Raw genomic sequence first — 25,210 nt, forward strand, 5'->3', positions numbered from 1 at the left:
ACCCTGACCGGATGTCGAGCGACTCCGTCCCCGTACGCGCGGTCTGGCCGGCGGCTGGACTTCCGTTGGCGGCGTGGCTGCCGACGATGTTCCTCTGTGTACTCCTCGCGCACGGCCTGCAGACCGAGTACGTCCCGATCGAGGCCGCGACCGTCGGGCTCTGGGCCGCCGGGATGGCGCTGACCGGCCTGCTGACGGTGTGGCTCCGCCGCCGAGCCCACCCGGTGCCGGCGGTCGTCGCACTGATCGCCGGGGCGCTCGTGTCGATCGACCTTGCGGTGATCCTCGACAGCCACCTCATCTACGGCGTCTACCACTATTGGACGCTCAACTACGACGCCGCCCTGCCGTACGCCTATGCCCCGATGTGGTTCCCGGCCTCGCTGATCCCGGTGGACACGTTCGGCTTCGCGACGCAGGCCCAGATCACCGCGGGCGACTTCGAATGGCAGGACGAGCACGTCCGGCCGGTCGCGGTCGTGCTGTCCCTCGCGTCGGCGGCGGTCGGCGTCCTGCTCTTCCGCGCCACGCGCCCCGCTGCGCCGCTCGTCGCTCCCCGCTGACTCGCTTCGCTCCCCGCTGACTCGCTTTCGCGCCGTGCTGCTGCGCGCCGCGCGTTCATTCGCGCCGCGCCGAGCGTTCAGTCGCGCCGCGCCGAGCGTTCAGTCGCGCCGCGCCGAGCGTTCAGTCGCGCCGCGCCGAGCGTTCAGTCGCGCCGCGCCGAGCGTTCAGTCGCGCCGCGCCGCGCGTTCATTCGCGCTGGATCAGGGATATAAGTCGAATCTTGGCTCAAGATTCGACTTATATCCCTGATCCAATGCCCAAGGCGGGGCGGCCGGAGCCGGGGGCGCGTGGCGGGCGGCGGGGGCACGCGGTGCGGGGGCACGCGGGGCGGGGGCGCGGAAAATCGCCTCCGCGTGGGTGGGTGGCGCGGGTAGGGTGCCGGGATGCGGATGCCGCCCTTGCCCGAGCCTTCGCCGGAGGTCACGGAGGAGTGGCTGCGCCAGCGCAACGCGGGCGGGGTGTTGCCGCGACCGGCCGGGGTCATCGAGATCCGGGACTACGATCCCGCCTGGCCGGAGATGTTCGCCGCGCATGAGAAGCGGCTGCGTGCCGCGCTCGGCCCGGCTGCGCTGCTGGTTGAGCACGTCGGCTCGACGTCCGTGCCGGGTCTGGCCGCGAAACCCCGGATCGACATCGACGTGATCGTGGCCGATCCGGCTGATGAGCCCGCGTACCTTCCGGCGTTGGAGGCAGCGGGCTATGTCCTGCGGGTACGCGAACCCGACTGGTACGAGCACCGTTGCCTGCACGGCTTCGATCCGACGGCGAACGTGCACGTCTTCGGCCCGGATTGTGACGAGTTCTTGCGGCATGTGATCTTCCGCGACTGGCTGCGCGATCACCCCGCCGACCGGGAGCGGTACGCCGCCGAGAAGCGCCGGATCGCCGCCGCCGGGGTCACCTTCATGGCCGAGTACGCGGCCCAGAAGTCGGGCGTCGTGATCGACACCCTGCGTAAAGCCGGGCTGACCGTATCGAATGAGGAGAAGCGCGCGTGACAAGCAGCGACCTGTGGGACCAGGCGGCGGCCGAGCGGTACGAGGAGACCTCCGCCGCGATGTACGCCCCGGAGGTCCTCGGACCAGCCGTGGACTTCCTCGCCGAGCTGGCCGGATCGGGTCCCGCGCTGGAGTTGGCGATCGGCACGGGGCGGGTCGCCGTGCCGCTCGCTGCGCGGGGCGTACGGGTGTCGGGGATCGAGCTGTCCCAGCCGATGGTCGACCAGCTGCGGAAGTCGGCTTCCGCCGAACAGATCCCGGTCGTGGTCGGCGACATGGCCTCGGCGACCGTCCCCGGCGAGTTCTCGCTCGTCTACGTCGTGTGGAACAGCATCGGCAATCTGCGTACGCAGGACGAACAGGTCGAGTGTTTCCGCAACGCGGCTCGGCACCTCGCGCCCGGCGGCCATTTCGTCATCGAGCTGTGGGTGCCGGGCATCCGCCGGTTCCCGCCGGGCCAGTCCGCGGTGCCGTTCGACGTCTCGGAGGAGCACGTCGGCTTCGACACCTACGACATGGTGACGCAGCAGGGCACCTCGCACCACTACTACCGGTACGCCGACGGCAGTGCCCGATACGGCGCCAGCAACTTCCGGTACATCTGGCCGGCCGAGTGCGACCTCATGGCGCGGCTCGCCGGGCTGGAGCCGGTACGCAGACTGGCCGACTGGCGTGGCGCGCCGTTCACCAATGACAGCGAAAGTCATGTCTCGGTCTGGCGTAAGCCCTGATTGTCGGCGGTCGCCGGTAGCCTCGCCGACATGGCTATCGCACGGTTTCCCAGCCTCGTGATCGACTGTCCGGACGCGGCCGCGCTCGGCGCGTTCTACGGGGCGATGCTGGATTGGAAGGTCGAAACCCGGGAGGACTGGGTCGAGATCCGGGCCGATTACGGCCAGTGCATCTGCTTCCAGCAGGTCGAGGACTACGTCGCGCCGAGGTGGCCCAGTCAGGAGGCGCCGCAGCAGATGCACCTCGACGTGGTCGTGGCGGATCTCGACGAGGCCGAGGCGGCGGTGATCGCCCTCGGCGCGACCAAGCCCGATCATCAGCCGGGCACCACGTTCCGCGTCTTCCTGGACCCGGCCGGTCACCCCTTCTGCGTCTGCCTCAGCTGACCCCGGGAAGCGTCTGCTCAGCTGACCCCGGGAAGCGTCTGCCTCAGCTGACCCCGGGAAGCGTCTGCCTCAGCTGACCCCGGGAAGCGTCTGCCTCAGCTGACAACCGGCACGTGAGGACTCAGAGTCGGGTCACCGCGGTCTCCTGGGAGACCCGGGAGAGCTTCTGGGGATTGCGGACGGCGTAAAGGCCGGTGATGCGCCCGTCGTCCACCCGCAGCCCGAGGACGGTGTCGACGTCGCCGTCCACGCGCAGGATCAGCGCCGGATAGCCGTTGATCTGGGCTGGGAGCAGCTTGGTGGTGGCGGAGATCTTCGTCATGCCGGTGAGGAAGACGCGCGCGATGCGGTCGGCGCCGATGATGGGCTGTGGCACCGCCTGCACGATTCCGCCGCCGTCGCCGAGGAAGACGACGTCGGGCGCCAGGATGTCGAGCAGGCTTTGGAGATCGCCGGTCTCCACCGCCCGATGAAAGGCGTCCAGCACCGTCCGAGCCTGCGTCGGGGTCACCTCGCCCCGGGGCCGGCGGGCGGCGACGTGTTCCCTCGCCCGGTGGGCGATCTGGCGTACGGCGGCTTGGGTCTTGCCGACGGCCTCCGCGATCTCCTCGTATTCCACGTCGAACACCTCCCGCAGCACGAACACCGCCCGTTCGGTCGGCGTGAGCGTCTCCAGGACCAGCAGCATCGCCATCGAGACGCTGTCGGCCAGCTCGACGTCCTCGGCCACGTCGGGCGCGGTCAGCAACGGCTCGGGCAGCCATGGGCCGACGTAGGACTCCTTGCGGCGGCGCAGCGTACGCAGCCTGGTCAGGGCGAGCCGGGTGGTGATCCGCACGAGGTACGCCCGTTGATCCTGGACGACGCCGAGGTCGACGCCCGACCAGCGCAGCCAGGTCTCCTGCAGGACGTCCTCGGCGTCCGCCGCCGAGCCGAGCATCTCGTACGCCACGGTGAACAGCAGGCTGCGGTAACTGACGAAGGCGTCGGTGGCGGTGTCGGTCATACGCATTCGACGCCGATCCCCGTGATCGTGTGACCTCGACGGGCGGTGGTCCTCGTCACGCCGCCCGCCCGTCACAAGCCCTGGAGCAGCGGCATCTCCAGGTCAGTAGGCGCCAGAAACGCTGGCCGAGAGAGCAGGGACTGACCATGGACAAGAAGATCGCACTGGTGACCGGGGCGAACAAGGGCATCGGCCGGGCCGTCGCCGAACAACTCGCCGAGGCGGGGATGACGGTGGTGATCGCCGCCCGGAGCGCGCAGCGGGGCGAGGAAGCCGCCGCCGCGCTGCGCGCGGCCGGTCGTGACGCGTACGCCGTCACGCTGGATGTCACCGATCCGGGAACCGTCACGGCGGCGGCTGCCGAGGTCGAGGCCCGGTTCGGCCACCTCGACGTGCTCGTCAACAACGCGGGGATCTCCGGGGCCGCCCCGGACGCGCCGATGGACGTCCGCGCTCAGCTCCCCAGCCTGGCCGACCTGGACGTCGTACGCGCGGTGTTCGAGACCAACGTCTTCGGCGTGATCATGGTGACCAACGCGCTGCTGCCGTTGCTGCGGCGGGCCGAGGCGGGGCGCATCGTGAACCTGAGCAGCGACGCGGCCTCGCTGACCTGGACGAGCGACCAGGAGGGCAAGTTCGGGTCGCTGCCCCCGGCGATCGCGTACGCCCCGTCGAAGACCGCGGTGAACGCGGTGACCGTCCAGTACGCCCATGAGCTGCGCGAGCATGGAATCCTCGTCAACGCGGCCGCGCCTGGGTTCTGCGCGACCGACATCAACGCCCACCTCGGGCACCGGACAGCCGCACAGGGTGCCGCCGTCGTCGTACGCCTGGCGACACTCGACGCGGACGGCCCCACCGGCGGCTTCTTCAGCGAAGACGGCCCGCTGCCCTGGTGACGGCCACTATGGACACAGCTACTGTGCCGGATCCGTGACCAGGGATGCGAGAAGGGAAGCGAGGACGGAAGCCAGCCGCTCCGCCGTCGCGCGATCGAATTCGGGCCGCGCCAGCGAGATCGGCGTACCACGGCGTAAAGCTGTGAGAGGCGCGGCTGGCGGGTCGGCGAGCAGATCCGCCAGCCGCCGGGCCATTGAGGTGACACTGGTGCCGAAGACTTTGGCCGCCCCGCCGACCAGTGCGCGGGTGGGCTGGCTGAAGTAGCGGTGTTGGCCGCTGTCGACGAAGAGCGGGTTGTAGAGGACGTAGCGGATGCGGCTGCCCGGGTCCTGCGCCGCGAAGTGCACGCCGAGCAGGTCGTTGGCCCGCGCGCCTTGCATGGTGGCCTGGAGCAGGCTGTAGCCCTGGGTGAGCTGGAGGTCGTCCCAGTGGAGGTGGCCTTGCCGGCCGCCGGTGCCGCAGAGGTTGAGGACGACGGGTTTCTCGGCCCGGTCGAGGGCGGGCCGGAGCCGTTCCGCGAGCAGATAGCGGGCGAGGACGTAGATGGCGAAGCTCTGCTCGAAGCCTTCTGCGGTCACGACGCGGCGCGGGGTGAACCGGCCCGCGGCGAACACGAGGGCGTCGATCCGGTCGGGGAGCCGATCGGCGAGGGCGGCGGTCTGGCGTACGGAGGTCAGGTCTGCGTCGGCGCTGCCGATCGCGATCACCTGGTCGCCGGCCGTTCGCAGCCGGGCCGCGAGGCCGCCGCCGATGCCGCGGGTGCCGCCGAGGATCACTACTGTGCGCATACTTGATCCTGTGCTGACGACTGCGTTGCCCGACAGAAGGCACATTGATGTGCCCTCCACTCCGGCCGACCGGGAGGTGTGCGCGGCGACCGAGGTGCTGCGGCGAGTCGGCGAGAAGTGGAGCGTCCTGTTGCTGGCGCTGCTCGACGAGCGGGCGTACGGCTTCAACGAGCTGGATCGGGCGGTCGACGGGCTGAGCCGCCGCATCCTCACGCGTACGCTGCGGACGCTGGCGGCGGACGGGCTCGTGGCCCGCGAGGAGAAGCTCGATCGGGTGGAGTACGCGCTGACCGGGTTGGGCCGCTCGTTCCTGCCCCTGGTCATCGCAATCGGCGAATGGGCCGAGGCGCACGCTCCGGAGATCGCCGAGGCGCGGGCGCGTACGCGGGTCGACGGTCGTACTTTGGGCGGATACGCAGTCTGATCCTCGCTCGTACCATCGGGCCGTGATGCACCTCCCACGCGCGATCTGGGCCGAGCCGCGGCCGCCGGACGCACCGCCGCGCGGCCGGCGCGACTGGGTGTTCGTCGGCCTGGTCGTCGTCTTGGCGGTCGTCGAGTTCGCGGCGCGGCCGAGTCTGCGCGGGCATCCGCTCGCGCTGCTGGTGACGCTCGGGCTCGCGCCCACCCTCCTCTGGCGACGGTCGCGTCCGCTCCTGGCGCTGGCTGCCGCGTTCGTGGTGTCCGGGCTGGTGGCGGCGCTCGCACCGGAGGTGCCGGACTCGTACGTCATGATCTACGTGCTGGTGCTGCCCTACGCCTTGTTCCGCTGGGGTTCCGGGCGCGAGATGGTCGCCGGGCTCGTCCTGATGGCGGCCAACCTGGCCGTCTCGGTGGCCGTCGACCGGCTGAGCCGCACCGACGCGTTCGGCGGGGCGGCGATCCTGTGCACGGCGCTCGCGCTCGGGGCCGCGCTGCGCTTCCGGGTCAAGGCCCGGACCCGGGAGCTGGAGCAGGTCCGGCTCGTGGAGCGCGAACGGCTCGCCCGGGACCTGCATGACACCGTCGCCCACCATTTCTCCGCGATCGTGATCCGCGCCCAGGCCGGGCTCGCGGTCGCGCCCGTCCAGCCGGAGGCGCCGATGGAAGCGTTGCGGATCATCGAGACCGAGGCCACCCGGGCGCTGGGGGAGATGCGGACCATCGTCCGCGTACTGCGCCGGGACGAGGCGGCCGAACTGGCGCCCAACCCCGGCATCGCCGACCTCCCCGGGCTCGCGGACCACCCCGGCCCGCCCGTGGCGATCACCGTCGAGGGAGACCTCCGCGAGCTGCCCACGGCCGTGGGCGCGGCGCTCTACCGGCTCGCGCAGGAGTCGGTCACCAACGCCCGCCGCCACGCGCGGCACGCCAGCCGCATCGAGGTCCAGCTCCACGCCGACGACCAGGTGGTACGCCTGACGGTGCGCGACGACGGGGAGATGGCTGGCGCGGCGTCGCCTGGATTCGGCGTACTGGGCATGATCGAGCGGGCCGAGCTGCTGGGCGGCGAATGCCAGGCTGGACCCGACGGGCAACGGGGTTGGGTCGTGTCCGCCGTGCTACCGAGGAGCGGGCGATGAGCGTACGCGTGATCGTGGCCGACGATCAGGAGATCGTCCGCACCGGACTGGTGATGATCCTCAACGCGCAGCCGGGCATCGAAGTCGTCGGGGAAGCGGCCGACGGCGTGGCCGCCGTGCGCCTGGCCCGCCGCGTACGCCCGGACGTGTGCCTGTTCGACATCCGGATGCCGGAACTGGACGGCATCTCGGCCACCCGGGCGCTGGCCGGGCCGGAGGTCGCCGATCCGCTCGCCGTCGTCGTCATCACGACGTTCGACCTCGACGAGTACGTCTACGCGGCGTTGCGCGCCGGGGCCAAGGGGTTCCTGCTCAAGGACGCCGGCGCCATGCTGTTGGCGCAGGCCGTGCACGCGGCGGCCGACGGCGACGCGCTCATCGCCCCGGCCGTCACCGCACGGCTGCTCAAGGCCTTCGCCGAGACCGGCCCCAGCGCCCCGCCCGCCCAGCCGATCGATCCGCTGACCGACCGGGAGGAGCAGGTGCTCGCGTCTGTCGCACGTGGACGGACGAACGCCGAGATCGCCGCCGAGCTGCGGATCACGCTCAGCACGGTGAAGAGCCACATCGCGAGCCTGATGACGAAGCTGGGCGTACGCAATCGCGTGGAGATCGCGATGTGGGCGTACGAGACGCAGCGCGTCCGCCCGAAGTAGCCGGAAGTACTACGGGCGAGCCGTTCCGGGGTACGCCTTCGTCGCGACCTGATTGCCGATGAGTCATCCGCCCGCCGTCGCGACCATCGAATCGTGACCTCTTCGTGGAAATCCCAGTGGCCGGCTCCGGCCGGACTGATCGTGCTCAGCCTCGTTCCGGTGATCGCGGCCTTCGTCCGCGGCGCCGAACTGGCCTCGCGTCCGGAGGTGACGCCGGACAACGCGCGCTTCGTCACCGCGCCATTGCCGATCGTGCTGCACATCGTCGGCAGCATCCTGTTCTCCGTGCTGGGAGCGCTGCAGTTCGCGCCGAGCCTGCGCCGCCGCCGCTGGCACCGGTACGCCGGACGCCTGGTCGTGCCGAGCGGCATCGCGGTGGCCGGCTCCGGCCTGTGGATGACGCTGACGTACGCGATGCCGCCGATCGAGGACTCCGGGCTGAGCGTCATCCGGGTGGTCGTCTCCACCGGGATGCTGCTCTGCCTCGTCCTCGGCTTCGTGGCCGTCCGGCGGCGCGACTTCACCACGCATCGCGCCTGGATGATGCGCGCGTACGCGCTCGGCCTCGGCGCGGGCACGCAGGCGTTCACCTTCGGGTTCTGGACGGTGGCCGTCGGTGAGCCCGGCGTCGGAGCGTACGCCCTCTTGATGCTGGCCGCCTGGCTGATCAATCTCGCCGTGGCGGAATGGTTCATCGCACGACGGAAGCCCCGCCGTCTGGCGGGGCTTTCCGGGTCGGGTGAGATCACCGGCGACGCAGGTGACGGGCGGCCAGTGCCGAGATCCACAGCATCGAGGGGATGACGCCGAGGGCGAGGGTCAGCGAGCCGGCCTTGCCGCCGGTCATCGCCCACAGGTTGCCCACGAGGGTGGCGGTTCCGGTGATCCGGGAGACGATCGCCCGGCCGCGGTCGCCGTCCCGGCTGAACTCCCGGCCCAGCACGTAGCAGGCCGCGATCAGGGCGGCGAACGCGATCGTGCCGGACGCGAAGTGACCGTAGCTGTGCCAGCTCAACGAGGCGGGGATGCCGGCCGGCGTACCGGCGGGGAAGCCGTCCGCCGGGTCCATCACGAAGACTCCGGCGGCCATCATCCCGAGGCCGTTGATCCGGACCAGGCGCGGCGCCCACTTGCTGCGGACGACCCGGCGCAGCCCGGCCGCGCCGATGACGGTGAGCAGCCCGGCGACGAGGAAGTTGGTGATCTGGAGCCAGCCGAGCGAGCCGGTGCTCAGCTGGCTCAGCGGGTGGCGGGTCAGGTCGAAGCCTGCCCGGGTGGCGGCCTGGATCAGGCTCACCGCCGCCCACAGCGGGGCGCTCACTGCCGCACAGATGAGCAGTACGCGAGTGCCGGCCGACGAGGCGGCGGCCGACGGGGCGACGGTGGCGGCGGTGGACGAGGCGGTGGTGACGCTGGCGGTCATGTCGGGCTCCTTCAGCCGTGAGGACTTGTTTCACTGACACGTCGATCGGATGATGTGACAGAGAACAAGGCAGTTACCTGTCACATCGGCCATCCGACGTCCTGTCAGACACGCCCTTTCACACCGGAATGGAGACCACGTCATGCGGTTCCTGATGACGGCCCTGGCCGACGACAACAAGCCCGACGAGAAGCTGTTCACCGAGATGGCGAAGTTCATCGACGAGACGACCGCGGCCGGCATCCTGCTGGCCACCGGCGGCCTCGAAGCCGGCGGGGTCCGGCTGACCTCGGCCGGCGACGAGATCACGGTCACCGACGGCCCGTTCACGGAGGCGAAGGAGGCGGTCGCCGGCTTCGCGCTGATCGAGGTGCGCTCGCGCGAGGAGGCGATCGAACTGGGCCGCCGGTTCCGGCAGATCGTCGGCGACGGCGTCAGCGTGATTCAGCAGGTCTACGGGCCGCAGGGCTGATCGCCCACCAGTGACCGCCGTACATCGGACGGTCGACGCCGTCTGGAAGCTGGAGTCGGCCCGGATCATCGCCGGGCTGACCCGGCTTGTCCACGACGTCGGACTCGCCGAGGAGTTCGCCCAGGACGCCCTGGTCGCGGCGTTGGAGCAGTGGCCGTCGGCCGGGGTGCCGGACAATCCGGGGGCCTGGCTGACGACGATCGCGAAGCGTCGCGCGATCGACCACATTCGACGGTCGGAGCGGCTCGACCGCAAGCACGAGGAACTGGCCCGGGACCTCGACCAGCAGCCGGATCAGCAGCCCGACGATGTCCTGCGGCTGATGTTCATCTCCTGCCACCCGGTGCTGCCCACCGCGGCCCGCGTCGCGTTGACGCTGCGGCTGATCGGCGGCCTGACGGCGACCGAGATCGCGCGCGCCTTCCTCACCACCGAGGCCCGGATCACCCAGCGCATCGCGGCGGCCAAGCAGACGCTGGCCGACGAGCGCGTCCCGTTCGAGCTGCCGGCCGGTCCGGAACTGGCCGGGCGGCTGTCCTCGGTCCTCGAGGTCGTCTATCTGATCTTCAACGAGGGCTACGCCGCCAGCGCCGGCGACGATCTGATCCGGGCCGACCTGTGTCTGGAAGCCCTCCGGCTCGGGCGGCAGCTGGCCGAGCTGGCCCCGGACGAGCCCGAGGTGCACGGGCTGGTGGCGCTGATGGAGATCCAGGCGTCCCGCAGCGCCGCCCGGATCGGCCCGAACGGGGAGCCGGTCCAGTTGCACGAGCAGAACCGGGGCCGCTGGGACCAGTTGCTCATCCGGCGTGGGTTCACCGCGATGCTGCGCGCCCGGGATCTCGGCCGCCCACCCGGTCCCTATGTGCTGCAGGCCGCGATCGCCGTCTGTCACGCGCAGGCACCGACGGCCGAGGACACCGACTGGCGGCAGATCGCCGCGCTCTACGGGGCGCTGGCCCGGCTGCTGCCGACGCCGATCGTCCAGCTGAACCGGGCCGTCGCCGTGGGCATGTCCGCCGGGCCGCAGGCGGGGCTGGACCTCGTCGACGCGCTGCTCACCGATCCGGCGTTGCAGAACTATCACCTGCTGCCGGGCGTACGCGGAGATCTGCTGGCCCGGCTCGGCCGGCCGGCTGAGGCCCGGCGGGAGTTCGAGCGGGCCGCCGCGTTGACGGCGAACTCCGCCGAGCGGGAGTTCCTCCGTCGCCGAGCCGAACGCCTCGCCGACGACGCACCGCCGTCTCTGTCGCTCGGCCAAGCGACGGCGGATTTCCTGCGCCGGGAGGATCTCGACGCGCAGACCCTTCGGGCGTACGCGCAAACGCTGCGACGCCTGTGCCTCGCCGTCGGGGAGAGTCTGCCGCTGGCCGAGCTGACCCCGGATCGGGTGGCGCAGACGTTCGAGCTGGCCTGGGCCGGGGCGGCGGCGCGTACCTGGAATCGGCATCGGGCGGCCGTCCGGTCGTTCAGCGCCTGGGCCGACCTCCCCGATCTCGCCCGTACGCTCGACCGCCGAACCGAGCCGCCGTCGCTGCGGCGTGGGCTCGATCTGGTCGAACTCTGGGCTCGCGAGTTGCCTCTGCGGGAACGCGTGCTGTGGCGGCTGCTGGCGGAGTCGTCGGCCGGGCCCCGGAGCGTGCTGGCGTTGAACGTCGACGACCTGGATCTCGACGAGCGCCGGGCGTGGACCGGGAAGACCTGGATCACCTGGCGGTCGCAGACCGCGTCGCTGCTGCCCGGCCTGATCGCCGGGCGGGAGCGGGGGCCGGTGTTCCTCGCCGATCGGCGGCGCGGGCCGGGCCGGCCGCCCGCTGCGGCCGACGTCTGCCCGCATACCGGCCGGACGCGGTTGTCCTACGAGCGCGCCGAGTACCTGTTCAAGCAGGCCACCGGGCACACGCTGCGGGACCTGCGAGAGTCCTGATCAGCGCTCGACGAGGGCGTGGAGCTGGCTGTACAGCTGCCGGTCGGTGACCGAGCTGTGGAGAACGATCTCGCCTTCGGCCGGGACGATCGCCGCGGCCGGGCAGTCCTTCTCCGCCCCCGTCAGCCGGACGTCGAGAAGCTTCCGTCCCGTCGCCACCTCGTACGCCGTCACCTTGTACACGCCTTCCGCGAAGGCCACGGTGGTGGGCTTGGGAGTGGTGAACTTGCACGTGCCGAGGGACTTCCCGGCGGCGGCGAAATCGACGCAGGCGACGATCTGCGTCTTCGTGAGATCGGCCGGCTGCCAGGCGGCCCGCAAGGACTTGGCGGTCCCGTCGGGCACCTCGATGGAGCTGGGCTGGTTGCGGGTCTTGAAGACCTCGTCCAGCACGGTGACCGTGATGGGGTGGGGCGCCGAACCCGTCAGGGCGGGCGATTGCGGGTAGTACCAGCCTCGGCAGACGCCGTCGAGGTCGGCCGCGGTCGCCACGGGAAAGTCCCGAGCCCAGGCGCTGCCGGGGCTGGCCACCGTGGTCGGCTCGGGGGGTAAGCCGCTACCGGGTGCCGGGTGCCTGCGCAGCTTCATCAGGCCGAGGCCCCCGCCGACCAAGAGCGCCACACTGGCCACGATCGCCAGAATGGGCAGCCACGCGGCACCCCGTGGCGGAGTCGAGCCCGGCGGCGCCAGCCAGTCCGCCAGCGGATCGTCCGCCGTGGACAGTGATTCGTCCGCATCGGGCAGTGAACCGTCCATGTTGAACAGTGGCTCGTGCCCAGAGTTGTTCTGCTCCACCGAACGCCCCCGTCGCGTCGAGTTTCGAGTTCCCGAGTCTACTGGCGAGGGCGTACGCGATGGGGCCGCGTTCAACGGGATGAACACGGCCCCAGCTCAGCAATCAGCTCAGCGAATCAGCGGATCAGGTCGCGGCACAGGTGAAGACGGGTGGCGCGTTGGTCGTGCCGGAGTTCGCGAGGAACCCGAACGTCGTGCCGGCCCCGGCGGCCAGACTGCCGTTCCAGCTGGCGTTCGTCACCGTGGTGACCGTGCCGGCCGTGGTGGCCGTCCCGTTCCACGCGCTGGTCACGACTTGGCCGTTGGGCCAGGTCATCGTGACCTTCCAGGTGCTGATGGCCGCGCCGCCGGCGGTCACCGCCACCTGACCTTGGAATCCGCCGGACCACTGGTTGACCACCGTGTACGCGGTCGAGCAGGACTTGGTTCCGCTCGACGAGGTGGGCGACGTGGACGCCGACGGGGAGGTGGAGGCGGACGGGGACGTGGACGCGGACGGCGAGGTGGACGCCGAAGCCGACGTGGACGGCGACGGCGACGACGAGCCGCCGAAGTTCACGTCCGCGCAGAAGTAGTAGGACTGGTCCATGTGGCTGGCCTGCCAGATGGTGTAGACCATGGCCCGGCCCGTACGCCCGGGGGCGCTCGCGCCGATCAGGGTCGACCAGCCGCCGGCCGACTCGGTGGTCCACTGCGACACGGGGGTGTTGCCCTTCTGCCCGACGAGTTCGAGGTCGGACCATTTCAGGGCTTGGGTGACCGGGTTGAAGCCCGGTTTGCTGACGTACACGTAGACGTAGTCGGCGCCGTGACCGGCCTGGTCGAACAGCTTCACGTTGAACGTGTTCGCGATCGACTGGGCCTTCCAGTCGCCGATCGTGTCCATCGCGTTGTACCGGCCGCTCTGCGTGTGACCGGCGCTGCACAACTGGCCGTCCGGGACGGCGGCCTGGTGGTTGCCGGCGACGCCCTCGCGGTAGAGGCCGTTCCAGTTCCACATGGCGTTGGTGTCGTACTGCCAGGCTTGCCAGCACATCGGGTCCTCGGTGGCCATCACCGGGTCCTGGAAGCGCGAGCCCCAGCGGAGCCAGCAACCGTAGTTGCGGGAGGCGGGATCGACGGTGGTGCCGTGGGCGTCGGCGACCTTCGCGAGGCCGGTGGTCAGGAGCACGACTGCGAGGGCGGCGACGATCGCCAGGGAGAGGGCGATGGACAGCCACCGCCGGTAGGTGTGGGCGGTCATGCGATGACTCCTTGTCCGTGGAGTGCCCGGAGCGACACTTGGGCGAGTGGGAGTCGCGGCCACGCCGGCCGCGCCCTTTGCTCCGGACGTATTCATCTATGGGAAACGATTCAACCGTCCCGCGCCGGTTTTGGGAAGAGGCGGCGGGACTGAGGCACACTACGAGGGTGAAAGACCTGGATGCGGTGGCCGCGCTGCACGACCCGGTGCGCCGGGCGCTCTACGAGTTCGTCGCGGCTTCCGGTCGCGACGTCGGGCGCAACGAGGCCGCCGAAGGGGTCGGCGTCTCGCGTACGCTGGCCGCTTTTCACCTCGACAAACTCGCCGAGGTCGGGCTTCTGGAGACCGGCTTCGCGCGCCTGGGCGAGCTTCGGCCAGGCCCGGGCGCAGGGCGACCGGCCAAGGTCTACCGCCGTGCGCGTACAAGTCGATCTGTCACGGTGCCCGAGCGGGACTACCGCGAGCTGGCGTCGCTGCTCGCGGAGGTGGTCCACGGACTGGACGCCGCCGACGGCGCGATCGCCGCGGCGGCGCGCGCGGGCAAGAGACTGCACGAGCCCGGCGGGTGGTTGGCCACGCTGCGTGAGCGCGGCTACGAGCCCTACGAGCAAGACCAGGTGGTACGCCTCAGGAACTGCCCGTTTCAGCAGGTCGCGGACGAGCAGCCGCTGTTGGTCTGCGCGATGAATCTGGCGTTGTGCCAAGGCGTCGCGGGCGACGACGCGACCGCCGAACTTGACCCGAAGCCGGGCGAGTGCTGCGTCTCGTTTTCTAAAAACAATTCTCATTGACATAGAAGTGCCCGGTCGGCCATGCTGCTGCCATGCATCTCGCGCAACTGAACGTCGGGCATCTCCTCGCCCCGGTCGAGGCGCCCGAGCTGGCCGAGTTCGTCGCCCTGCTGGAGCCGATCAACGCGCTGGCCGATGTCGCGCCCGGATTCGTCTGGCGGCTCAAGGAGTCGGAGACCGATCCGACCGCGACCGTCCAGCACGACTTCGGCGACGACCTACTGATCAACATGTCGGTGTGGCGGACGCGCGACGACCTCTGGAACTACGTCTACCGGTCGCGGCATCTGGGTGTGCTGCAACGGCGCCGTGAATGGTTCACCAAGGCGGTGGAGGTCTACAGCGTGATGTGGTGGATCCCCGAGGGGCACCTGCCGACGGCGGCCGAGGGGATGGCCCGGCTCGACCTTCTCCGGGAAAAGGGAGCCGGGCCGGAAGCCTTTACCTTCAAGGAGTTCTCCGAGTCTCCGGACACCTCTCCGGTCACCGTGGACGGCTGACCGGCCGCCAGTCCGCGGGCGGGTCCTCGCCGGTCCGCCCGTCCACCGCCTCCCGCAGCAGGTCGGCGTGCCCGGTGTGACGGCCGTACTCCTCGATCAGGTCGCACAGCAGCCTACGGAGGCTGGCCTTGCGCCCATCCGGCCAACCGGTGTGCACGGGCTGGTCGAGCCCGCCGTTCTGCAGGGCCGCGGCCAGCCGGGCCCGGGACCGGTCGACCGCCCCGTCCCAGTACGCGTACAGGGTCGCCGGGTCGTCCCTGGCGGCCGACGAGAACTCCCAGTCGTTGGTGCCGTCCCAGCCGGTGGCGTCCCATGGCGCACCGATCGGGTCGCCGGTCAGCTTCGCGGTGAACGTGTAGTCCTCCACGGCCGCCAGATGCTTCAGCAGACCGCCGAGGGTCAGCGTCGAAGCTCCGATCGAGGTACGCAGTCCCGCTTCGTCGAGGCCGTCGGCCTTGAACCGGAACGTCCAGCGCAATCGGTCCAACGCGCCAACCAGGTGTTCTTCCTCGGATCCGGCCAGCGGCGGCTCCCAGGGCGGAGCTGTCTTCTCACTCATGAAGCCCAAGCTAGCGGCTATTCCCGACATCCTTTGTCGGGTACGTCTTTTATTGTGGCCGGATGGAATTGGAGTTCACCGGCGAGATCTTCCACTGGCGCGGTCCCGCCCCGCATCACTTCGTGACCGTGCCGACGGACGTGTGCCAGGAGATCCAGGAGGTCGCCGCCCGGCTGACCTATGGCTGGGGCGTCATCCCGGTCGGCGTACGCGTCGGCGACACCGACTGGACGACGTCGTTGTTCCCGAAGAACGGTGGGTATCTGGTGCCCGTGCGGGCCGACGTACGCCGGGCCGAGAAGCTCGAACTGGGGGACACCGTGACGATCACGCTGATGCTCGATGCCGACTGACCCTGCCGCTCCAGTACGCCGTGCGCGAGTCGCCGACGCGGCCGTCGTAGCCGTGCTGCTGGACGACTTCAATCGGGAATTCGACACCTACACCCCGGGGGCCGAGTGGCTCACGGAGCGCCTGACCAGGCTACTTCCCGGCGACGACCTGGCAGTGTTCCTCATCGGGGAGCCCGCGGCCGGGCTGGCGGTGCTCTCGTTCCGGCCCAGCGTCTGGACGCCCGGCCCGGCGGTCGTGCTCGACGAACTCTACGTACGCCCGGAGCAGCGCAATCAGCGGCTCGGCCACGCTCTGCTGGAGGCGGCCTGCGCGCTGGCCGCGCAGCGGGGCGCGGAATCGCTGGAGGTCAACGTCGACGGGATCGACGTCGACGCCCGCCGGTTCTACGAGGCGCACGGGTTCAGCAACACCGAGCCGGGCGAGACCGAGCCGATGTACTTCTACTACCGGGAACTCGCGTAGATCTGTTCGGCTGATCCGATGACTTGACGCTTCATGTGATCATGCGCGCGTGGATTTCGCCGGAAAACGGCGAGGCATGGGCCTCGCGCTATACGTCATCGCCGCCGTCCTGGTCGTCTGGGGCGGATATCAGGTGATGCGCAGCTGGAACTGGGCCACCGCCGAGGGGAAGGTGGACCGGTGCCGGCTCCAGACCACCGGTAGTGGCAACGGCCGGACGTACACGCAGCACTGCGACGTGACGTGGACCGCCGACGGGGTGACGCACAAGGCCACCGTGGCCTTCGACGGCCGGCCGGACCGCACCGGTACGACGCAGAAGCTGCGGGTCAGCGGCGGTGAGGCGCAGGCGTACGAGGGGCGGCTGGGTTCGATGGCGACCGCCGGGCTGGGTGTGCTCCTCGCCGGGGTCGGGTCGCTGCTGCGCCGTCGTCTCGGGGACGCGACACGCATCGCCACCCAGGGCCGGTAGAACGCCTCAGGCCGCTGGTCCGACTTGGGCCGGGTTCGTCTCGGAGCTGGGGTAGTGCGCGGCCGCGGCGTGGATCTCGGCGGCGACCCGGTCGCGGACCGACGGCGGAGCCAGCACCTCGATCGCGGAGCCGAAGCTGAGCAGCCCTTCGACGGCCCACCACTCCTCGTCGAAGGGCACCGTCACCTCGACGGGCTCGGTGGCGGCCACCGGCACTCTGTGCTGGCCGCGTACGGGGATCATGCGCCGAAGGCGCGGCAGCGCCTGCGGCGTGGCCCGCACCGTCACCTCCACCGCGACGTGCTCGTCCTCCAACTCGGCTCGGGCCGCCGCCCACGCCTCGGCCAGGTCGAAGTCGGCGGGCCGGTGCGCCGCGTCGGCCAGCAGCTCGACCTCGCGTACGCGGGAAACCCGGTAAGTGCGGCGTACGCCGTCCCGCAATGCCAGCAGATACCAGTCGCCGGCCGCCAGCACCAGGCCCATCGGGTCGACGACGCGAGTCGACGCCTTCCCGCCGCGCACGTACTCCAGGCGTACGCGGCGGTCGAAGAAGGCCGCCTCGGCGAGCTGAGCCAGACAGGGCACCGGTTCGGGCGTGCTGTAGAACCGGACCGGGTCGAGGTGGAACCGTTCCGCCGTACGCCCCGCCCGCTGCCGCGCCTCGCCGGTGAGACTCGCCCAGACCTTGATCCGGGCGCCTTCGAGCAACTCGCCCAGGCCCAGCTGCTCGGCCGGGCCGGCGAGCCCGAGGAACGCCAGCGCGCCCGCCTCGTCCAGGCCCATCCCCGTCAGCCGGGTCCGATAGCCGCCGTCGAGGCGGTAGCCGCCGGCCGGGCCCCGGACCGAGCGGACGGGCACCCCGGCGGCGGCCAGCGCCTCGACGTCCCGCTGGACCGTACGCTCACTGACCTCCAGCAAGTCGGCCAGCTCCTGACCAGTGGCCCGGCCGCGTACCTGAAGGTGCAGGAGCAGGGTCATCATCCGGGAGGCGCGCATGCCCCCATCTTCGCGTCTCGTCGGTCCGGCGGATTGTGTCGGTGGGTGCTGCCACACTTCGGCTCATGACTCTCGTCGATTCCGCTCGCGCGTTCCTCGACCGGGAAGGGCGGCTGGTCGAACGCCGTCTCGCCGCCGTTCTGTTCGACGGGGCGGACCCGGCCGGAGCAGTCGCCGCCGTGGCGGCGTACCGCAACGCCGACGGCGGCTTCGGCCACGGCCTCGAACCCGACAAACGCTGCCCGGCCAGCCTGCCCATCGACGTCGAGTGCGCGCTCGACGTCCTCGTCACGGCCGGGGCGCCCGCGCCGGACTGGGTGCGGGCGGCCTGCGACTGGCTCGGCTCGGTGGCGACGCCCGAGGGTGCGGTGCCGTTGGCGTTCCCGGTCATCGAGCGCTATCCCCGCGCCGACCACTGGTCCGACTGGACCTACGCGCCCGGCCTCAACCCGACCGCCGGCCTGGCCGGACGGCTGCACCGGCTCGGCGTCACGCATCCGTGGCTCGACCAGGCCACCGAGTGGACCTTCGGCCGGCTCGAAGCCGGGTTCGCCGAAGACGCACACTCGCTGAGCGAAGTGCTCGTCTTCCTCGCGGCGGCACCCGATCGGGTACGCGCCGACGCGCTCGCCGCGCAGGTCGGCGGCTGGCTGGCGAAGCTCCAGTTCTTCCGCGCCGACCCGGACGATCCCGGCTACGGACTCACTCCGCTGCACTTCGCGCCCACGCCCGACAGCCCGTGGCGGCCGTTGTTCACCGACGCCGCCGTCGACGGGCACCTCGACCGGCTCGCCCGCGACCAGCAGCCCGACGGCGGCTGGCCGATCACCTGGGAGCCGCCGAGCCAGGCGTCTACTGTGGAGTGGCGGGGGATCGAGACGCTCCGGGCGATGCGGGTGCTCCGGGCGTATGGCCGCCGCTGACCGCCGAGCGAACGACAGCGGCGCCGCCCAGAGGGACGGCGCCGCTGTTCCGGTAAAGCTGCTCGGGGCTCAGATGTTGTTGTCCCAGCCCCGCTTGATCGCGCCCGACGACTGCGGCAGGCCGACGCGCAGCACGTCCCACCGGCGCGCGGGCTCCTCCGAAGACTTCAGAGTCACCTGGTCGCCGACGCGGACACGCGGCTCGACCCAGCAGGTGAGGTAGCGAGAGTCCGACCGAAGATCGACTTGAACCAGCATCGTCATGACGATCACGGTAAGCGCCCCCCACCCCCCACGTCACCCGACTTTCCCCACCCCCGTTCCGGGCGGGTGGCCGGCGGTGCGGGCCTGAGCTGGGATGATCGGGGAGTGGGGCACTCGTACGCCGTCACCGCCGAGTTCTACGACCTGCTGCAGGCCGCCGAGTTCAGCCGCCTCGCCGAGCGGCTGCTCGGGCGCTGGCTGGGTACGCCGACCGTCGGCATCCTCGATGTCGGGGCGGGGACCGGGCTGGCCACCGCGCTCCTGGCGGAGCGGGCCGGGGTCGTCGTGCACGCCGTCGAGCCCAGCGCTCCCATGCGCGCCGTCCTGCTCAGCCGGTTGGCCGGGATGCCGCACCTGCTGGACCGTATCCGGGTTCATGCGATGGGCGTACAAGACGTGGGATTGACGGCGGTCGCTGACTTCGCGTGGTGCGTGAACACCATGGCGTGCCTCGACCCGGTGGAGCGGGCCGAGGTGCTGGCGGCGATCCGCGTGGCGCTGGTGCCCGGCGGGCGGCTGGTGGTGCAGCGGCCGCCGCACCGCCTGGAACCGCCCTGGGAGCTGCCGTCCCGGCGGCTCGGCGACGACCGATACACCGGGCAGGTGACCTGCGCGGACGCCGGGCCGGACCGGGCGCGGTGGCGGTTCACCTATCGCGTGACCCACGACGACCGGCTCGTACGCGAGGCGCGCGAGAGCTTCGAGGTGTACCTCGCCGAGCCGGCGGCGTTCACCGGCGAGCTGCGGGCGGCCGGGTTCGACCCGATCGCGCAGGACGAGCCGGAGATCGTGATCGCCCGGGCCGGCTAGACCCCGGCGACGCTGCTGCGCCGTTCGAGGAGCAGGACGTCCCGCCACCCGCGTACGCCGTGCCGCCCGACCCGCTCCCGAGTGCCGATCACCCGGAAGCCGGCGCGTTCGTGCAGCCGGAGGCTGGCGGTGTTCTCGGGGAAGACCCCGGACTGGACGGTCCAGATCCCGGCCGCCTCGGTCGACTCGAACAACGCCGTGAGCAGTGCGATCCCGACGCCGTTGCCGCGCGCGGCGGAGTCGACGTAGACCGAGTGCTCCACGACTCCGGCGTACACCGGGCGGGCGGAGACCGCGGAGACGGCGACCCAGCCGACGATGCGCCCGGACAGCTCGGCCACGTGCCGGTGCTCAGGCAGTCGACTCGCGTCGAAACGCTCCCAGGTGGGTGCGTCGATCTCGAAGCTGGCCTCGCCGGTGTCCAGCCCCGCCTGGTAGATGCGCAGGACGTCGTCGGCGTCCGCCGGGGTCATGGCTCGGATCATGTGATCACCCATGTTCCCGCAGCCTGCCGCGTACGCGGTCGCGCTGTCAACGCGTTTGACGCGTGGATCACTGGGTAGACTCGGTCCGTGCCGTCGTCGCGGTCCGCTTCGGTTGAGGGGAAGCGCGAGAAGCTTGCGCCTTACCGCCGCAAGCGGGACTTCGCGCGTACGCCTGAGCCGTCGGGCGAGGCGCGCGGGCGCGATCAGGCCGCCGGTCTGCGGTTCGTCGTCCAGCGCCACCGGGCCCGCAACCTGCACTACGACTTCCGGCTGGAGATCGACGGAGTCGGCGTGAGCTGGGCCGTCCCCAAGGGACCGACGCAGGACCCGGGCGTACGCCGCGCCGCCTTCCACGTCGAGGACCACCCGCTGGAGTACTTCGACTTCGAGGGCGTCATCCCACGCGGGGAATACGGCGGCGGCGACGTGATCGTCTGGGACGCCGGCACCTGGGAGCCGGCCAAGGAGGAGAACCCGGGCCAGGCCGTAGCCGACGGAGAGCTGCACGTCGACCTCCACGGCGAGAAGCTGCACGGCCGGTTCGTGCTGGTGCGTACGAAGAGGGGCGCGTCGGGCAAGGAAGAGTGGCTGCTGCTGAAGAAGCGCGACGACGACGCGGTCAACGGCTGGAATCCCGAGGACCATCCGAAGTCGGTCCGCTCCGGACGGACGAACGACCAGGTCAAAGCCGATCCGGACAAGATGTGGCGGTCCGGTGAGCCGATCGCCCGGGCGGCCGTCCCGCTCAAGACATCACCGGTGACGGCGGACGAACTGGCCGCGTTGGACGCCCTGGGCTCGTCGGGCCAGTGGGACGTCTTCGGGCGTACGCTCAAAGTCACCAACCTGGACAAGGTCCTGTTCCCGGCGCTGGGGCGGCAGAAGCCGGTGACGAAGCGGGATCTGCTCCGCTATACCGCCGAGATCGCGCCGATCGCGTTGCCCTACCTCACCGGCCGGGCGATGAACCTCCATCGCTATCCCAACGGGGCCGACAGCAAAGGCTTCTGGCACAAGCAACTGCCCGATCACGCGCCGGAATGGCTGCCGCGCTGGGAGAACCCCGACGCCGATCCCGGTGAGACGACGACCTATCTCGTGGTGGACGAGGCGGCCGCGCTGGTCTGGGCGGCCAACTACGGCGGGCTCGAATGGCATGCCTGGACCTCCCGGGTCGACAGACCCGACCGGCCCACGTACGCCCTGATCGACCTCGACCCGGGCGAGAAGACGAGCTGGGCCGACCTGGTGATGCTGGCCAAGCTGCATCGGGACGCCCTGGAGCACCTCGGCGTGACCGGGCGCCCGAAACTCAGCGGCCGTCGCGGCATCCAGATCTGGGTGCCGATCCGCCCGGGGCCGACCTATGACGACACCCGGGCCTGGGTCGAGCAGCTCTCGAAGACCGTCGGCGCGCTCGTGCCCGACCTCGTCAGTTTCAGATGGCAGAAGGACGACCGGGGTGGGCTGGCCCGGCTGGACTACACCCAGAACGCGATCAACAAGACCCTGGTCGCGCCCTACAGCCCCCGTCCGGCGGCGGGAGCGCCGGTGTCGACCCCGATCGACTGGGACGAGCTGGACGACAAGCGGCTGCGGCCGGACAAGTTCACCATCCGGACGCTGCCGAAACGGCTGGCGGAGAAGGGCGACCTGTTCGCCGACGTGCTCACCTTCACCCAGCGACTGCCGAAGTTCCGCTGACGACCTTGCCGTAGCGGTGGCAGGCGACCGCGAGCGTCCCGGCCGCGACCTCGGCCTGGTAGGTGACCATGCCGTCGTCGCTCCAGCCGCATCGCTCGTAGAAGCGGCGAGCCCGGTGATTGCCGTCCACCACGGCGAGCCACGCCCGGTCGTGGCCGCCCGCGGCCACCTGGCGCTCGGCCTCGGCCAGCAGACTCGCGGCGACCCCGCCGCCACGATGGGTCGCGGCCACGTAGACCTGCTCCACCTCGTCGGCGACGACCATGACGAATCCGGCGATCTCGCCTGCCGCGTTCACCGCGACCGTCGTGGCAGCCACCCGATCGCCGGCCCGCCGGCGGAACGCGTCAGGAGTGCGTACGGCGACGAGTTCGTCGGGGACGTTGCCGAGATGGCCGTCGGCCCAGCCCTTGATCCAGATCTCCGCCACCGTGGCGGCGTCCTCGGCTCGGGCGGGTCGGATCGCGTACGCCGGCATCGACCGACCATAACAAGGAATGTCGGTGGTGGCCGGTAGCTTCGGATTCGTGAGCGCGCCTGGTGACGTCCCCGAGGAGATCCTGCTCCGGCTGCGGGCGATCTGCCGTGCCCTGCCCGAGGCCTACGAGGAACCGGCCTGGATCGGCGTCCGCTGGCGGATCCGGCAACGGACCGTCGCGCACGTCTACCTCCGGGACGCCGAGGACGATTGCGTGATGACCTTCCGGGCACCGGGCGAGGAGATCGTCGCCTTGGTCCAGAGTGGACAATCGTTCTATCGGGCGGACTGGGGCGACAACGTCGTGGGCATGATCTTCACCGACGACGTCGACTGGATCGAGGTCGCCGAGCTGCTCACCGAGAGCTACCGGCTCATGGCGCCGAAGCGGCTCGCCGCCCTCGTCGACGGGCCGCCGCTGCTCTCCGATTAGTCCGGCCGGGCCGGGGAAAGGGTGGCGCATGGATACCATCGCCACCCTCGCCCATGACCTCGACGTCACCACTGAGGACGTTCAGGCGTACGTGCAGGAGCTGATCCGCCGCGACGGCGAGCCGGCTGTCATCGCAGCGAAACGGGACGTCTCCACCGAGACCGCCCTCACCGACACCGCGGCCCACCAGGTCCGCGTCCAGCTGACGCACTGAGGACCCGAGCGCGGCACCTTACAGGTCGGTCGCCAGGGCGACGTGCTTCCACTGCTCCAGCTCGCGCCGGACCAGGTCGAGCTTCGCCTCGATCCGGGCGATCGCGTCGGCCCCGAGCTGCAGTCGCAACGGCGGCTCGGCCACCTCGGTCACGTCGATGATGGCGTTGGCCGCCTTCACCGGGTCGCCGGCCTGCTTGCCGTCGTTCGCGCCCATGCTCTGCCGGACCGGTCCCGCGCCCGCCTCGTAATCGGCGATCGTCGCGGGTTCGGTCCGCAGGCTCGCGGGGTTGAGGAAGTCGGTGCGGAAGCCGCCCGGTTCCACGATCGTCACGCGTACGCCGAGCGGGGCGAGCTCGCCCTGCAACGCCTCGGAGAGGGCTTCGACGGCGAACTTCGTCGCACCGTAGAGGCCGACGCCGGGCGCGGTGGCGAAGCCGCCGACCGAGCTGAGGTTGAGCACGTGCCCGGAGCGCTGCGCCCGGAGCACCGGCAGAGTCGCCTTGAGCGTGTTGATCACGCCGAACACGTTCACCTCGAAGAGGTCGCGGGCGGCCTCGTCGGAGACCTCCTCGACCGCGCCGACCAGGCCGTAGCCGGCGTTGTTGACGACGACGTCGAGGCGGCCGAAGCGCTCGACGGTCGCCTCGACGGCGGCCCGGAGCTGGGCGGGGTCGGTGACGTCGGCGGTCAGGGCCAGCAGGTTCGCCGGTTCCTCCGGGTACGCCTTAGCTACCGCGGCGGCGTCCCGGGCGGTCGCGGCGACCTGGTGTCCCCGCTCGAGGGCGGCGCGGACGATCTCGGCGCCGAGCCCGCGGGACGCACCGGTGACGAAGAAGACTTTGCTCATCTGCCGAAGGTAGAAGCTAGAGTCGGCTCTAGATCAAGCACGAATCGCCACCGATGTGACAGGGGTCGCAATGGATCTGACCATCGGCGAGGTCGCCGAGCGCAGCGGGCTCAGCGTCCACGCGCTGCGGTTCTACGAGAAGGAGGGGTTGTTCGCCAACCCCGTACGCCGCACGGCCACCGGCCGCCGTGTCTACCACTCCGAAGACGTGGAATGGCTCGCCGTATGCACGAAGCTGCGTTCCTCGGGGATGTCGCTGGCGGCGATCCGGCAGTACGTCGAGCTGGCCCGGCAGGGCGCGGGCAACGAGAAGGAGCGCCTCAGCCTGCTCCGGGCGCACGAGGAGCAGGTGCTGGCGCGGATCCGCGAGCTCCATGAGTGCCTGTCCGTCATCCGGTACAAGGTCGGGATCTACGAGTCCGCGCTCGATCGCGGCGAGGCGAACGAGCTGTGGAACCCTTCGCACACCGAGCCGGTCGGCCTCACCGGCACGACAGAAGACTGCCACCGCGCCGCTGTGTGAGCAGGAGCAGCCCCTAGAACCAGCCGCGCCAGAACTGGAAGATCTGGTAGCCGTAGTAGATGCCGTTGACCGGTGTGCCGGAGCTGTTGGTGATCCAGAGCGTCAGGTCGCCGAAGCCTTCGCGTACCGGGGGCAGGTAGAGCAGCAGGAAGACCACGAGTAGCCCGAACGGGCGGATCTTGCGGCCGATCTCCTGTACGCGTTCGGGCAGATAGTGCTCGATCATCCCGTACCCGTCGAGGCCCGGGATCGGCAGCAGGTTCAACGCCGCGCTCGCCACCTGCAGGTACGCCAGCAACGTCAGCCCGGCCCAGAAGACCGCGTGCGGCTCGCCGAGGTCGTAGATCCCGTCCGGGCCGAGCACCGCGAGCGCCGTGAGCAGCAGGCCGGCCGCGACGATGTTCACCGCCGGGCCCGCCATCGAGACCAGGGCGTCCCGGTGCCGGCTGCGCAGCCGGTCCGACTCGACCTGCACCGCCCCGCCCGGCAGTGGCAGACCGCCCGTGAGCAGCGCGAACAACGGCAGGAGGAAGGTCAGCACCGGGTGGCCGTACTTCAGCGGGTTCAGCCGCAGATAGCCCTTCTCCGCGATGGTGTCGTCGCCGCCCCGGTGAGCGACCAGGGCGTGGGCGTACTCGTGAAGGCACAGCGTGACGAGCCAGCCGGTCAGGATGAAAGTGAACACGGCGGCCTGGCGCGGCACGACGCCCGACCACATCGCCCAGCCGCTCGCCCCGGCCAACGCCACGAGCAGCAGGAACAGCCACGACACCCCGGCCCGCCGGCGGCGTACCCGGGGGATGCGGCGCAGCGCGCGCCGGCGCTCCCGGGCGACGTCCGCCTCGATGGCGCGGGCGCGTTCGTCCCAGCCGCCCTCGGCCGCGAGCCGCTGCAGCGGGTCGTCGAGCGGCTCGAGGTAGTCCTCCCCAGCGTCGGTCACGAGG

The 25,210-nt window shown here is 70.8% G+C and carries 34 protein-coding genes; 22 read left to right on the forward strand and 12 right to left on the reverse strand.

Features of this window, described 5'->3' with window-relative positions; genetic code table 11:
- Positions 1–11: 11 nt before the first annotated feature.
- The 4 genes from HDA40_RS30405 to HDA40_RS30420 all read left to right on the forward strand — a co-directional run bounded on the left by HDA40_RS30405 (position 12) and on the right by HDA40_RS30420 (position 2,680).
- Positions 12–563, forward strand: coding sequence for a hypothetical protein (locus tag HDA40_RS30405; protein WP_253761234.1), 552 nt, complete (start codon positions 12–14; stop codon positions 561–563).
- A 384-nt stretch (positions 564–947) separates the two neighbouring features.
- Positions 948–1,562: a GrpB family protein gene (locus HDA40_RS30410; protein ID WP_253761235.1), complete on the forward strand. Its 615-nt coding sequence runs from the start codon at positions 948–950 to the stop codon at positions 1,560–1,562.
- Positions 1,559–2,293: a class I SAM-dependent DNA methyltransferase gene (locus HDA40_RS30415; RefSeq protein WP_253761236.1), complete on the forward strand. Its 735-nt coding sequence runs from the start codon at positions 1,559–1,561 to the stop codon at positions 2,291–2,293. Before HDA40_RS30410 ends, HDA40_RS30415 begins: the two co-directional genes overlap by 4 nt.
- A gap of 30 nt (positions 2,294–2,323) precedes the next feature.
- A complete protein-coding gene (locus HDA40_RS30420) occupies positions 2,324–2,680 on the forward strand; it encodes a VOC family protein (RefSeq protein ID WP_253761237.1) in 357 nt (118 codons plus the stop codon).
- A gap of 121 nt (positions 2,681–2,801) precedes the next feature.
- Here the strand turns inward: HDA40_RS30420 and HDA40_RS30425 are convergent, their stop codons facing one another.
- On the reverse strand, positions 2,802–3,686 hold the full coding sequence (locus HDA40_RS30425; RefSeq protein ID WP_253763861.1) for an RNA polymerase sigma-70 factor: 885 nt from the start codon (positions 3,684–3,686) through the stop codon (positions 2,802–2,804).
- 146 nt (positions 3,687–3,832) lie between these two features.
- Between HDA40_RS30425 and HDA40_RS30430 the strand changes: the two genes are divergently transcribed.
- On the forward strand, positions 3,833–4,585 hold the full coding sequence (locus HDA40_RS30430) for an SDR family NAD(P)-dependent oxidoreductase (RefSeq protein ID WP_253761238.1): 753 nt from the start codon (positions 3,833–3,835) through the stop codon (positions 4,583–4,585).
- A gap of 18 nt (positions 4,586–4,603) precedes the next feature.
- Here the strand turns inward: HDA40_RS30430 and HDA40_RS30435 are convergent, their stop codons facing one another.
- Positions 4,604–5,374, reverse strand: coding sequence for a Rossmann-fold NAD(P)-binding domain-containing protein (locus HDA40_RS30435; protein WP_253761239.1), 771 nt, complete (start codon positions 5,372–5,374; stop codon positions 4,604–4,606).
- Between the two features lie 49 nt (positions 5,375–5,423).
- On the opposite strand from HDA40_RS30435, the gene HDA40_RS30440 reads away from it, so the two are divergent.
- The 4 genes from HDA40_RS30440 (at position 5,424) to HDA40_RS30455 (ending at position 8,396) form a co-directional block, all read left to right on the forward strand.
- Entirely contained in the window at positions 5,424–5,798 is a 375-nt protein-coding gene (locus HDA40_RS30440) for a winged helix-turn-helix transcriptional regulator (protein WP_253761240.1), read from the forward strand.
- Between the two features lie 25 nt (positions 5,799–5,823).
- Positions 5,824–6,936: a sensor histidine kinase gene (locus HDA40_RS30445; RefSeq protein WP_253763862.1), complete on the forward strand. Its 1,113-nt coding sequence runs from the start codon at positions 5,824–5,826 to the stop codon at positions 6,934–6,936.
- Positions 6,933–7,592: a response regulator gene (locus HDA40_RS30450; RefSeq protein WP_253761241.1), complete on the forward strand. Its 660-nt coding sequence runs from the start codon at positions 6,933–6,935 to the stop codon at positions 7,590–7,592. The genes HDA40_RS30445 and HDA40_RS30450 overlap by 4 nt, the downstream gene beginning before the upstream one ends.
- A 93-nt stretch (positions 7,593–7,685) precedes the next feature.
- A complete protein-coding gene (locus HDA40_RS30455) occupies positions 7,686–8,396 on the forward strand; it encodes a DUF2306 domain-containing protein (protein WP_253761242.1) in 711 nt (236 codons plus the stop codon).
- On the opposite strand, the gene HDA40_RS30460 is transcribed toward HDA40_RS30455, so the two are convergent.
- Positions 8,338–9,015: a DUF998 domain-containing protein gene (locus HDA40_RS30460; RefSeq protein WP_253761243.1), complete on the reverse strand. Its 678-nt coding sequence runs from the start codon at positions 9,013–9,015 to the stop codon at positions 8,338–8,340. The genes HDA40_RS30455 and HDA40_RS30460 overlap by 59 nt on opposite strands.
- A 142-nt stretch (positions 9,016–9,157) precedes the next feature.
- Between HDA40_RS30460 and HDA40_RS30465 the strand changes: the two genes are divergently transcribed.
- Both HDA40_RS30465 and HDA40_RS42295 read left to right on the forward strand, forming a co-directional pair.
- Entirely contained in the window at positions 9,158–9,487 is a 330-nt protein-coding gene (locus tag HDA40_RS30465; protein WP_253761244.1) for a YciI family protein, read from the forward strand.
- 10 nt (positions 9,488–9,497) lie between these two features.
- Complete coding sequence (locus HDA40_RS42295) at positions 9,498–11,411, forward strand: sigma-70 family RNA polymerase sigma factor (RefSeq protein WP_308197782.1); 1,914 nt, start codon at positions 9,498–9,500, stop codon at positions 11,409–11,411.
- On the opposite strand, the gene HDA40_RS30480 is transcribed toward HDA40_RS42295, so the two are convergent.
- The gene (locus HDA40_RS30480; RefSeq protein WP_253761245.1) at positions 11,412–12,206 is read right to left on the reverse strand and encodes a hypothetical protein; all 795 of its coding nucleotides are present in this window, start codon (positions 12,204–12,206) and stop codon (positions 11,412–11,414) included. It abuts the gene before it with no gap.
- A 124-nt stretch (positions 12,207–12,330) separates the two neighbouring features.
- Positions 12,331–13,449 (reverse strand): lytic polysaccharide monooxygenase, encoded by a 1,119-nt coding sequence (locus HDA40_RS30485; RefSeq protein WP_253761246.1) that lies wholly within the window; start codon positions 13,447–13,449, stop codon positions 12,331–12,333.
- 167 nt (positions 13,450–13,616) lie between these two features.
- Between HDA40_RS30485 and HDA40_RS30490 the strand changes: the two genes are divergently transcribed.
- Positions 13,617–14,240, forward strand: coding sequence for a helix-turn-helix transcriptional regulator (locus HDA40_RS30490; RefSeq protein WP_253761247.1), 624 nt, complete (start codon positions 13,617–13,619; stop codon positions 14,238–14,240).
- A gap of 32 nt (positions 14,241–14,272) precedes the next feature.
- Positions 14,273–14,740, forward strand: coding sequence for a DUF3291 domain-containing protein (locus tag HDA40_RS30495; protein WP_253761248.1), 468 nt, complete (start codon positions 14,273–14,275; stop codon positions 14,738–14,740).
- On the opposite strand, the gene HDA40_RS30500 is transcribed toward HDA40_RS30495, so the two are convergent.
- On the reverse strand, positions 14,724–15,299 hold the full coding sequence (locus HDA40_RS30500; RefSeq protein ID WP_253761249.1) for a mycothiol transferase: 576 nt from the start codon (positions 15,297–15,299) through the stop codon (positions 14,724–14,726). The genes HDA40_RS30495 and HDA40_RS30500 overlap by 17 nt on opposite strands.
- Before the next feature lie 62 nt (positions 15,300–15,361).
- Here HDA40_RS30500 and HDA40_RS30505 point away from each other — a divergent pair, with 62 nt between their 5' ends.
- From HDA40_RS30505 to HDA40_RS30515, 3 genes are read left to right on the forward strand one after another with little or no spacing between them, the layout of a single operon-like run.
- Entirely contained in the window at positions 15,362–15,652 is a 291-nt protein-coding gene (locus HDA40_RS30505) for a DUF1905 domain-containing protein (RefSeq protein ID WP_253761250.1), read from the forward strand.
- A complete protein-coding gene (locus HDA40_RS30510) occupies positions 15,642–16,115 on the forward strand; it encodes a GNAT family N-acetyltransferase (RefSeq protein WP_253761251.1) in 474 nt (157 codons plus the stop codon). Before HDA40_RS30505 ends, HDA40_RS30510 begins: the two co-directional genes overlap by 11 nt.
- A 49-nt stretch (positions 16,116–16,164) precedes the next feature.
- The gene (locus HDA40_RS30515; RefSeq protein ID WP_253761252.1) at positions 16,165–16,587 is read left to right on the forward strand and encodes a hypothetical protein; all 423 of its coding nucleotides are present in this window, start codon (positions 16,165–16,167) and stop codon (positions 16,585–16,587) included.
- 6 nt (positions 16,588–16,593) lie between these two features.
- On the opposite strand, the gene HDA40_RS30520 is transcribed toward HDA40_RS30515, so the two are convergent.
- The gene (locus tag HDA40_RS30520) at positions 16,594–17,583 is read right to left on the reverse strand and encodes a helix-turn-helix transcriptional regulator (RefSeq protein WP_253761253.1); all 990 of its coding nucleotides are present in this window, start codon (positions 17,581–17,583) and stop codon (positions 16,594–16,596) included.
- A 65-nt stretch (positions 17,584–17,648) separates the two neighbouring features.
- On the opposite strand from HDA40_RS30520, the gene HDA40_RS30525 reads away from it, so the two are divergent.
- Positions 17,649–18,506 carry a hypothetical protein gene (locus tag HDA40_RS30525; RefSeq protein WP_253761254.1) on the forward strand — a complete coding sequence of 286 codons (858 nt, stop codon included), beginning with the start codon at positions 17,649–17,651 and terminating at the stop codon, positions 18,504–18,506.
- Positions 18,507–18,575: 69 nt separating this feature from the next.
- Here the strand turns inward: HDA40_RS30525 and HDA40_RS30530 are convergent, their stop codons facing one another.
- Positions 18,576–18,770 (reverse strand): hypothetical protein, encoded by a 195-nt coding sequence (locus tag HDA40_RS30530; protein ID WP_253761255.1) that lies wholly within the window; start codon positions 18,768–18,770, stop codon positions 18,576–18,578.
- A 105-nt stretch (positions 18,771–18,875) separates the two neighbouring features.
- On the opposite strand from HDA40_RS30530, the gene HDA40_RS30535 reads away from it, so the two are divergent.
- Positions 18,876–19,580, forward strand: a complete 705-nt coding sequence (locus HDA40_RS30535) for a class I SAM-dependent methyltransferase (protein ID WP_253761256.1) — start codon at positions 18,876–18,878, stop codon at positions 19,578–19,580.
- Here the strand turns inward: HDA40_RS30535 and HDA40_RS30540 are convergent.
- Positions 19,577–20,077, reverse strand: coding sequence for a GNAT family N-acetyltransferase (locus tag HDA40_RS30540; protein WP_253761257.1), 501 nt, complete (start codon positions 20,075–20,077; stop codon positions 19,577–19,579). The genes HDA40_RS30535 and HDA40_RS30540 overlap by 4 nt on opposite strands.
- 75 nt (positions 20,078–20,152) lie before the next feature.
- Between HDA40_RS30540 and ligD the strand changes: the two genes are divergently transcribed.
- A complete protein-coding gene (gene ligD, locus HDA40_RS42300) occupies positions 20,153–21,769 on the forward strand; it encodes a non-homologous end-joining DNA ligase (protein ID WP_253761258.1) in 1,617 nt (538 codons plus the stop codon).
- Here the strand turns inward: ligD and HDA40_RS30550 are convergent.
- Positions 21,741–22,247, reverse strand: coding sequence for a GNAT family N-acetyltransferase (locus HDA40_RS30550; RefSeq protein WP_253761259.1), 507 nt, complete (start codon positions 22,245–22,247; stop codon positions 21,741–21,743). The genes ligD and HDA40_RS30550 overlap by 29 nt on opposite strands.
- A 49-nt stretch (positions 22,248–22,296) precedes the next feature.
- Here HDA40_RS30550 and HDA40_RS30555 point away from each other — a divergent pair, with 49 nt between their 5' ends.
- Positions 22,297–22,680 carry an MmcQ/YjbR family DNA-binding protein gene (locus HDA40_RS30555; protein WP_253761260.1) on the forward strand — a complete coding sequence of 128 codons (384 nt, stop codon included), beginning with the start codon at positions 22,297–22,299 and terminating at the stop codon, positions 22,678–22,680.
- 28 nt (positions 22,681–22,708) lie between these two features.
- A complete protein-coding gene (locus HDA40_RS30560) occupies positions 22,709–22,894 on the forward strand; it encodes a hypothetical protein (protein WP_253761261.1) in 186 nt (61 codons plus the stop codon).
- Between the two features lie 18 nt (positions 22,895–22,912).
- Here the strand turns inward: HDA40_RS30560 and HDA40_RS30565 are convergent, their stop codons facing one another.
- Positions 22,913–23,743, reverse strand: coding sequence for an oxidoreductase (locus tag HDA40_RS30565; RefSeq protein ID WP_253761262.1), 831 nt, complete (start codon positions 23,741–23,743; stop codon positions 22,913–22,915).
- 70 nt (positions 23,744–23,813) lie between these two features.
- Here HDA40_RS30565 and HDA40_RS30570 point away from each other — a divergent pair, with 70 nt between their 5' ends.
- The gene (locus HDA40_RS30570) at positions 23,814–24,266 is read left to right on the forward strand and encodes a MerR family transcriptional regulator (protein ID WP_253761263.1); all 453 of its coding nucleotides are present in this window, start codon (positions 23,814–23,816) and stop codon (positions 24,264–24,266) included.
- A 13-nt stretch (positions 24,267–24,279) separates the two neighbouring features.
- Here HDA40_RS30570 and HDA40_RS30575 read toward each other — a convergent pair whose 3' ends face one another.
- Entirely contained in the window at positions 24,280–25,206 is a 927-nt protein-coding gene (locus HDA40_RS30575) for a site-2 protease family protein (RefSeq protein ID WP_253761264.1), read from the reverse strand.
- Positions 25,207–25,210: the final 4 nt, after the last annotated feature.

The organism is Hamadaea flava (assembly GCF_024172085.1).
In the GTDB taxonomy this organism is placed as follows: Bacteria; Actinomycetota; Actinomycetes; order Mycobacteriales; family Micromonosporaceae; genus Hamadaea; species Hamadaea flava.

What these genes read in the sequence shown, in the direction of transcription:
- HDA40_RS30520 (WP_253761253.1), bottom strand. Translation starts at nt 17,583, where the DNA reads ATGCGCGCCTCCCGGATGATGACCCTGCTCCTGCACCTTCAGGTACGC.
- HDA40_RS30505 (WP_253761250.1), top strand. Translation starts at nt 15,362, where the DNA reads ATGGAATTGGAGTTCACCGGCGAGATCTTCCACTGGCGCGGTCCCGCC.
- HDA40_RS30525 (WP_253761254.1), top strand. Translation starts at nt 17,649, where the DNA reads ATGACTCTCGTCGATTCCGCTCGCGCGTTCCTCGACCGGGAAGGGCGG.
- HDA40_RS30430 (WP_253761238.1), top strand. Translation starts at nt 3,833, where the DNA reads ATGGACAAGAAGATCGCACTGGTGACCGGGGCGAACAAGGGCATCGGC.
- HDA40_RS30510 (WP_253761251.1), top strand. Translation starts at nt 15,642, where the DNA reads ATGCCGACTGACCCTGCCGCTCCAGTACGCCGTGCGCGAGTCGCCGAC.
- HDA40_RS30405 (WP_253761234.1), top strand. Translation starts at nt 12, where the DNA reads ATGTCGAGCGACTCCGTCCCCGTACGCGCGGTCTGGCCGGCGGCTGGA.
- HDA40_RS30540 (WP_253761257.1), bottom strand. Translation starts at nt 20,077, where the DNA reads ATGGGTGATCACATGATCCGAGCCATGACCCCGGCGGACGCCGACGAC.
- HDA40_RS30485 (WP_253761246.1), bottom strand. Translation starts at nt 13,449, where the DNA reads ATGACCGCCCACACCTACCGGCGGTGGCTGTCCATCGCCCTCTCCCTG.
- HDA40_RS30560 (WP_253761261.1), top strand. Translation starts at nt 22,709, where the DNA reads ATGGATACCATCGCCACCCTCGCCCATGACCTCGACGTCACCACTGAG.
- HDA40_RS30445 (WP_253763862.1), top strand. Translation starts at nt 5,824, where the DNA reads ATGCACCTCCCACGCGCGATCTGGGCCGAGCCGCGGCCGCCGGACGCA.
- HDA40_RS30460 (WP_253761243.1), bottom strand. Translation starts at nt 9,015, where the DNA reads ATGACCGCCAGCGTCACCACCGCCTCGTCCACCGCCGCCACCGTCGCC.
- HDA40_RS30435 (WP_253761239.1), bottom strand. Translation starts at nt 5,374, where the DNA reads ATGCGCACAGTAGTGATCCTCGGCGGCACCCGCGGCATCGGCGGCGGC.
- HDA40_RS30465 (WP_253761244.1), top strand. Translation starts at nt 9,158, where the DNA reads ATGCGGTTCCTGATGACGGCCCTGGCCGACGACAACAAGCCCGACGAG.
- HDA40_RS30425 (WP_253763861.1), bottom strand. Translation starts at nt 3,686, where the DNA reads ATGACCGACACCGCCACCGACGCCTTCGTCAGTTACCGCAGCCTGCTG.
- HDA40_RS30450 (WP_253761241.1), top strand. Translation starts at nt 6,933, where the DNA reads ATGAGCGTACGCGTGATCGTGGCCGACGATCAGGAGATCGTCCGCACC.
- HDA40_RS30495 (WP_253761248.1), top strand. Translation starts at nt 14,273, where the DNA reads ATGCATCTCGCGCAACTGAACGTCGGGCATCTCCTCGCCCCGGTCGAG.
- HDA40_RS30420 (WP_253761237.1), top strand. Translation starts at nt 2,324, where the DNA reads ATGGCTATCGCACGGTTTCCCAGCCTCGTGATCGACTGTCCGGACGCG.
- HDA40_RS30410 (WP_253761235.1), top strand. Translation starts at nt 948, where the DNA reads ATGCGGATGCCGCCCTTGCCCGAGCCTTCGCCGGAGGTCACGGAGGAG.
- HDA40_RS30550 (WP_253761259.1), bottom strand. Translation starts at nt 22,247, where the DNA reads ATGCCGGCGTACGCGATCCGACCCGCCCGAGCCGAGGACGCCGCCACG.
- HDA40_RS30530 (WP_253761255.1), bottom strand. Translation starts at nt 18,770, where the DNA reads ATGACGATGCTGGTTCAAGTCGATCTTCGGTCGGACTCTCGCTACCTC.
- HDA40_RS30565 (WP_253761262.1), bottom strand. Translation starts at nt 23,743, where the DNA reads ATGAGCAAAGTCTTCTTCGTCACCGGTGCGTCCCGCGGGCTCGGCGCC.
- HDA40_RS30500 (WP_253761249.1), bottom strand. Translation starts at nt 15,299, where the DNA reads ATGAGTGAGAAGACAGCTCCGCCCTGGGAGCCGCCGCTGGCCGGATCC.
- HDA40_RS30570 (WP_253761263.1), top strand. Translation starts at nt 23,814, where the DNA reads ATGGATCTGACCATCGGCGAGGTCGCCGAGCGCAGCGGGCTCAGCGTC.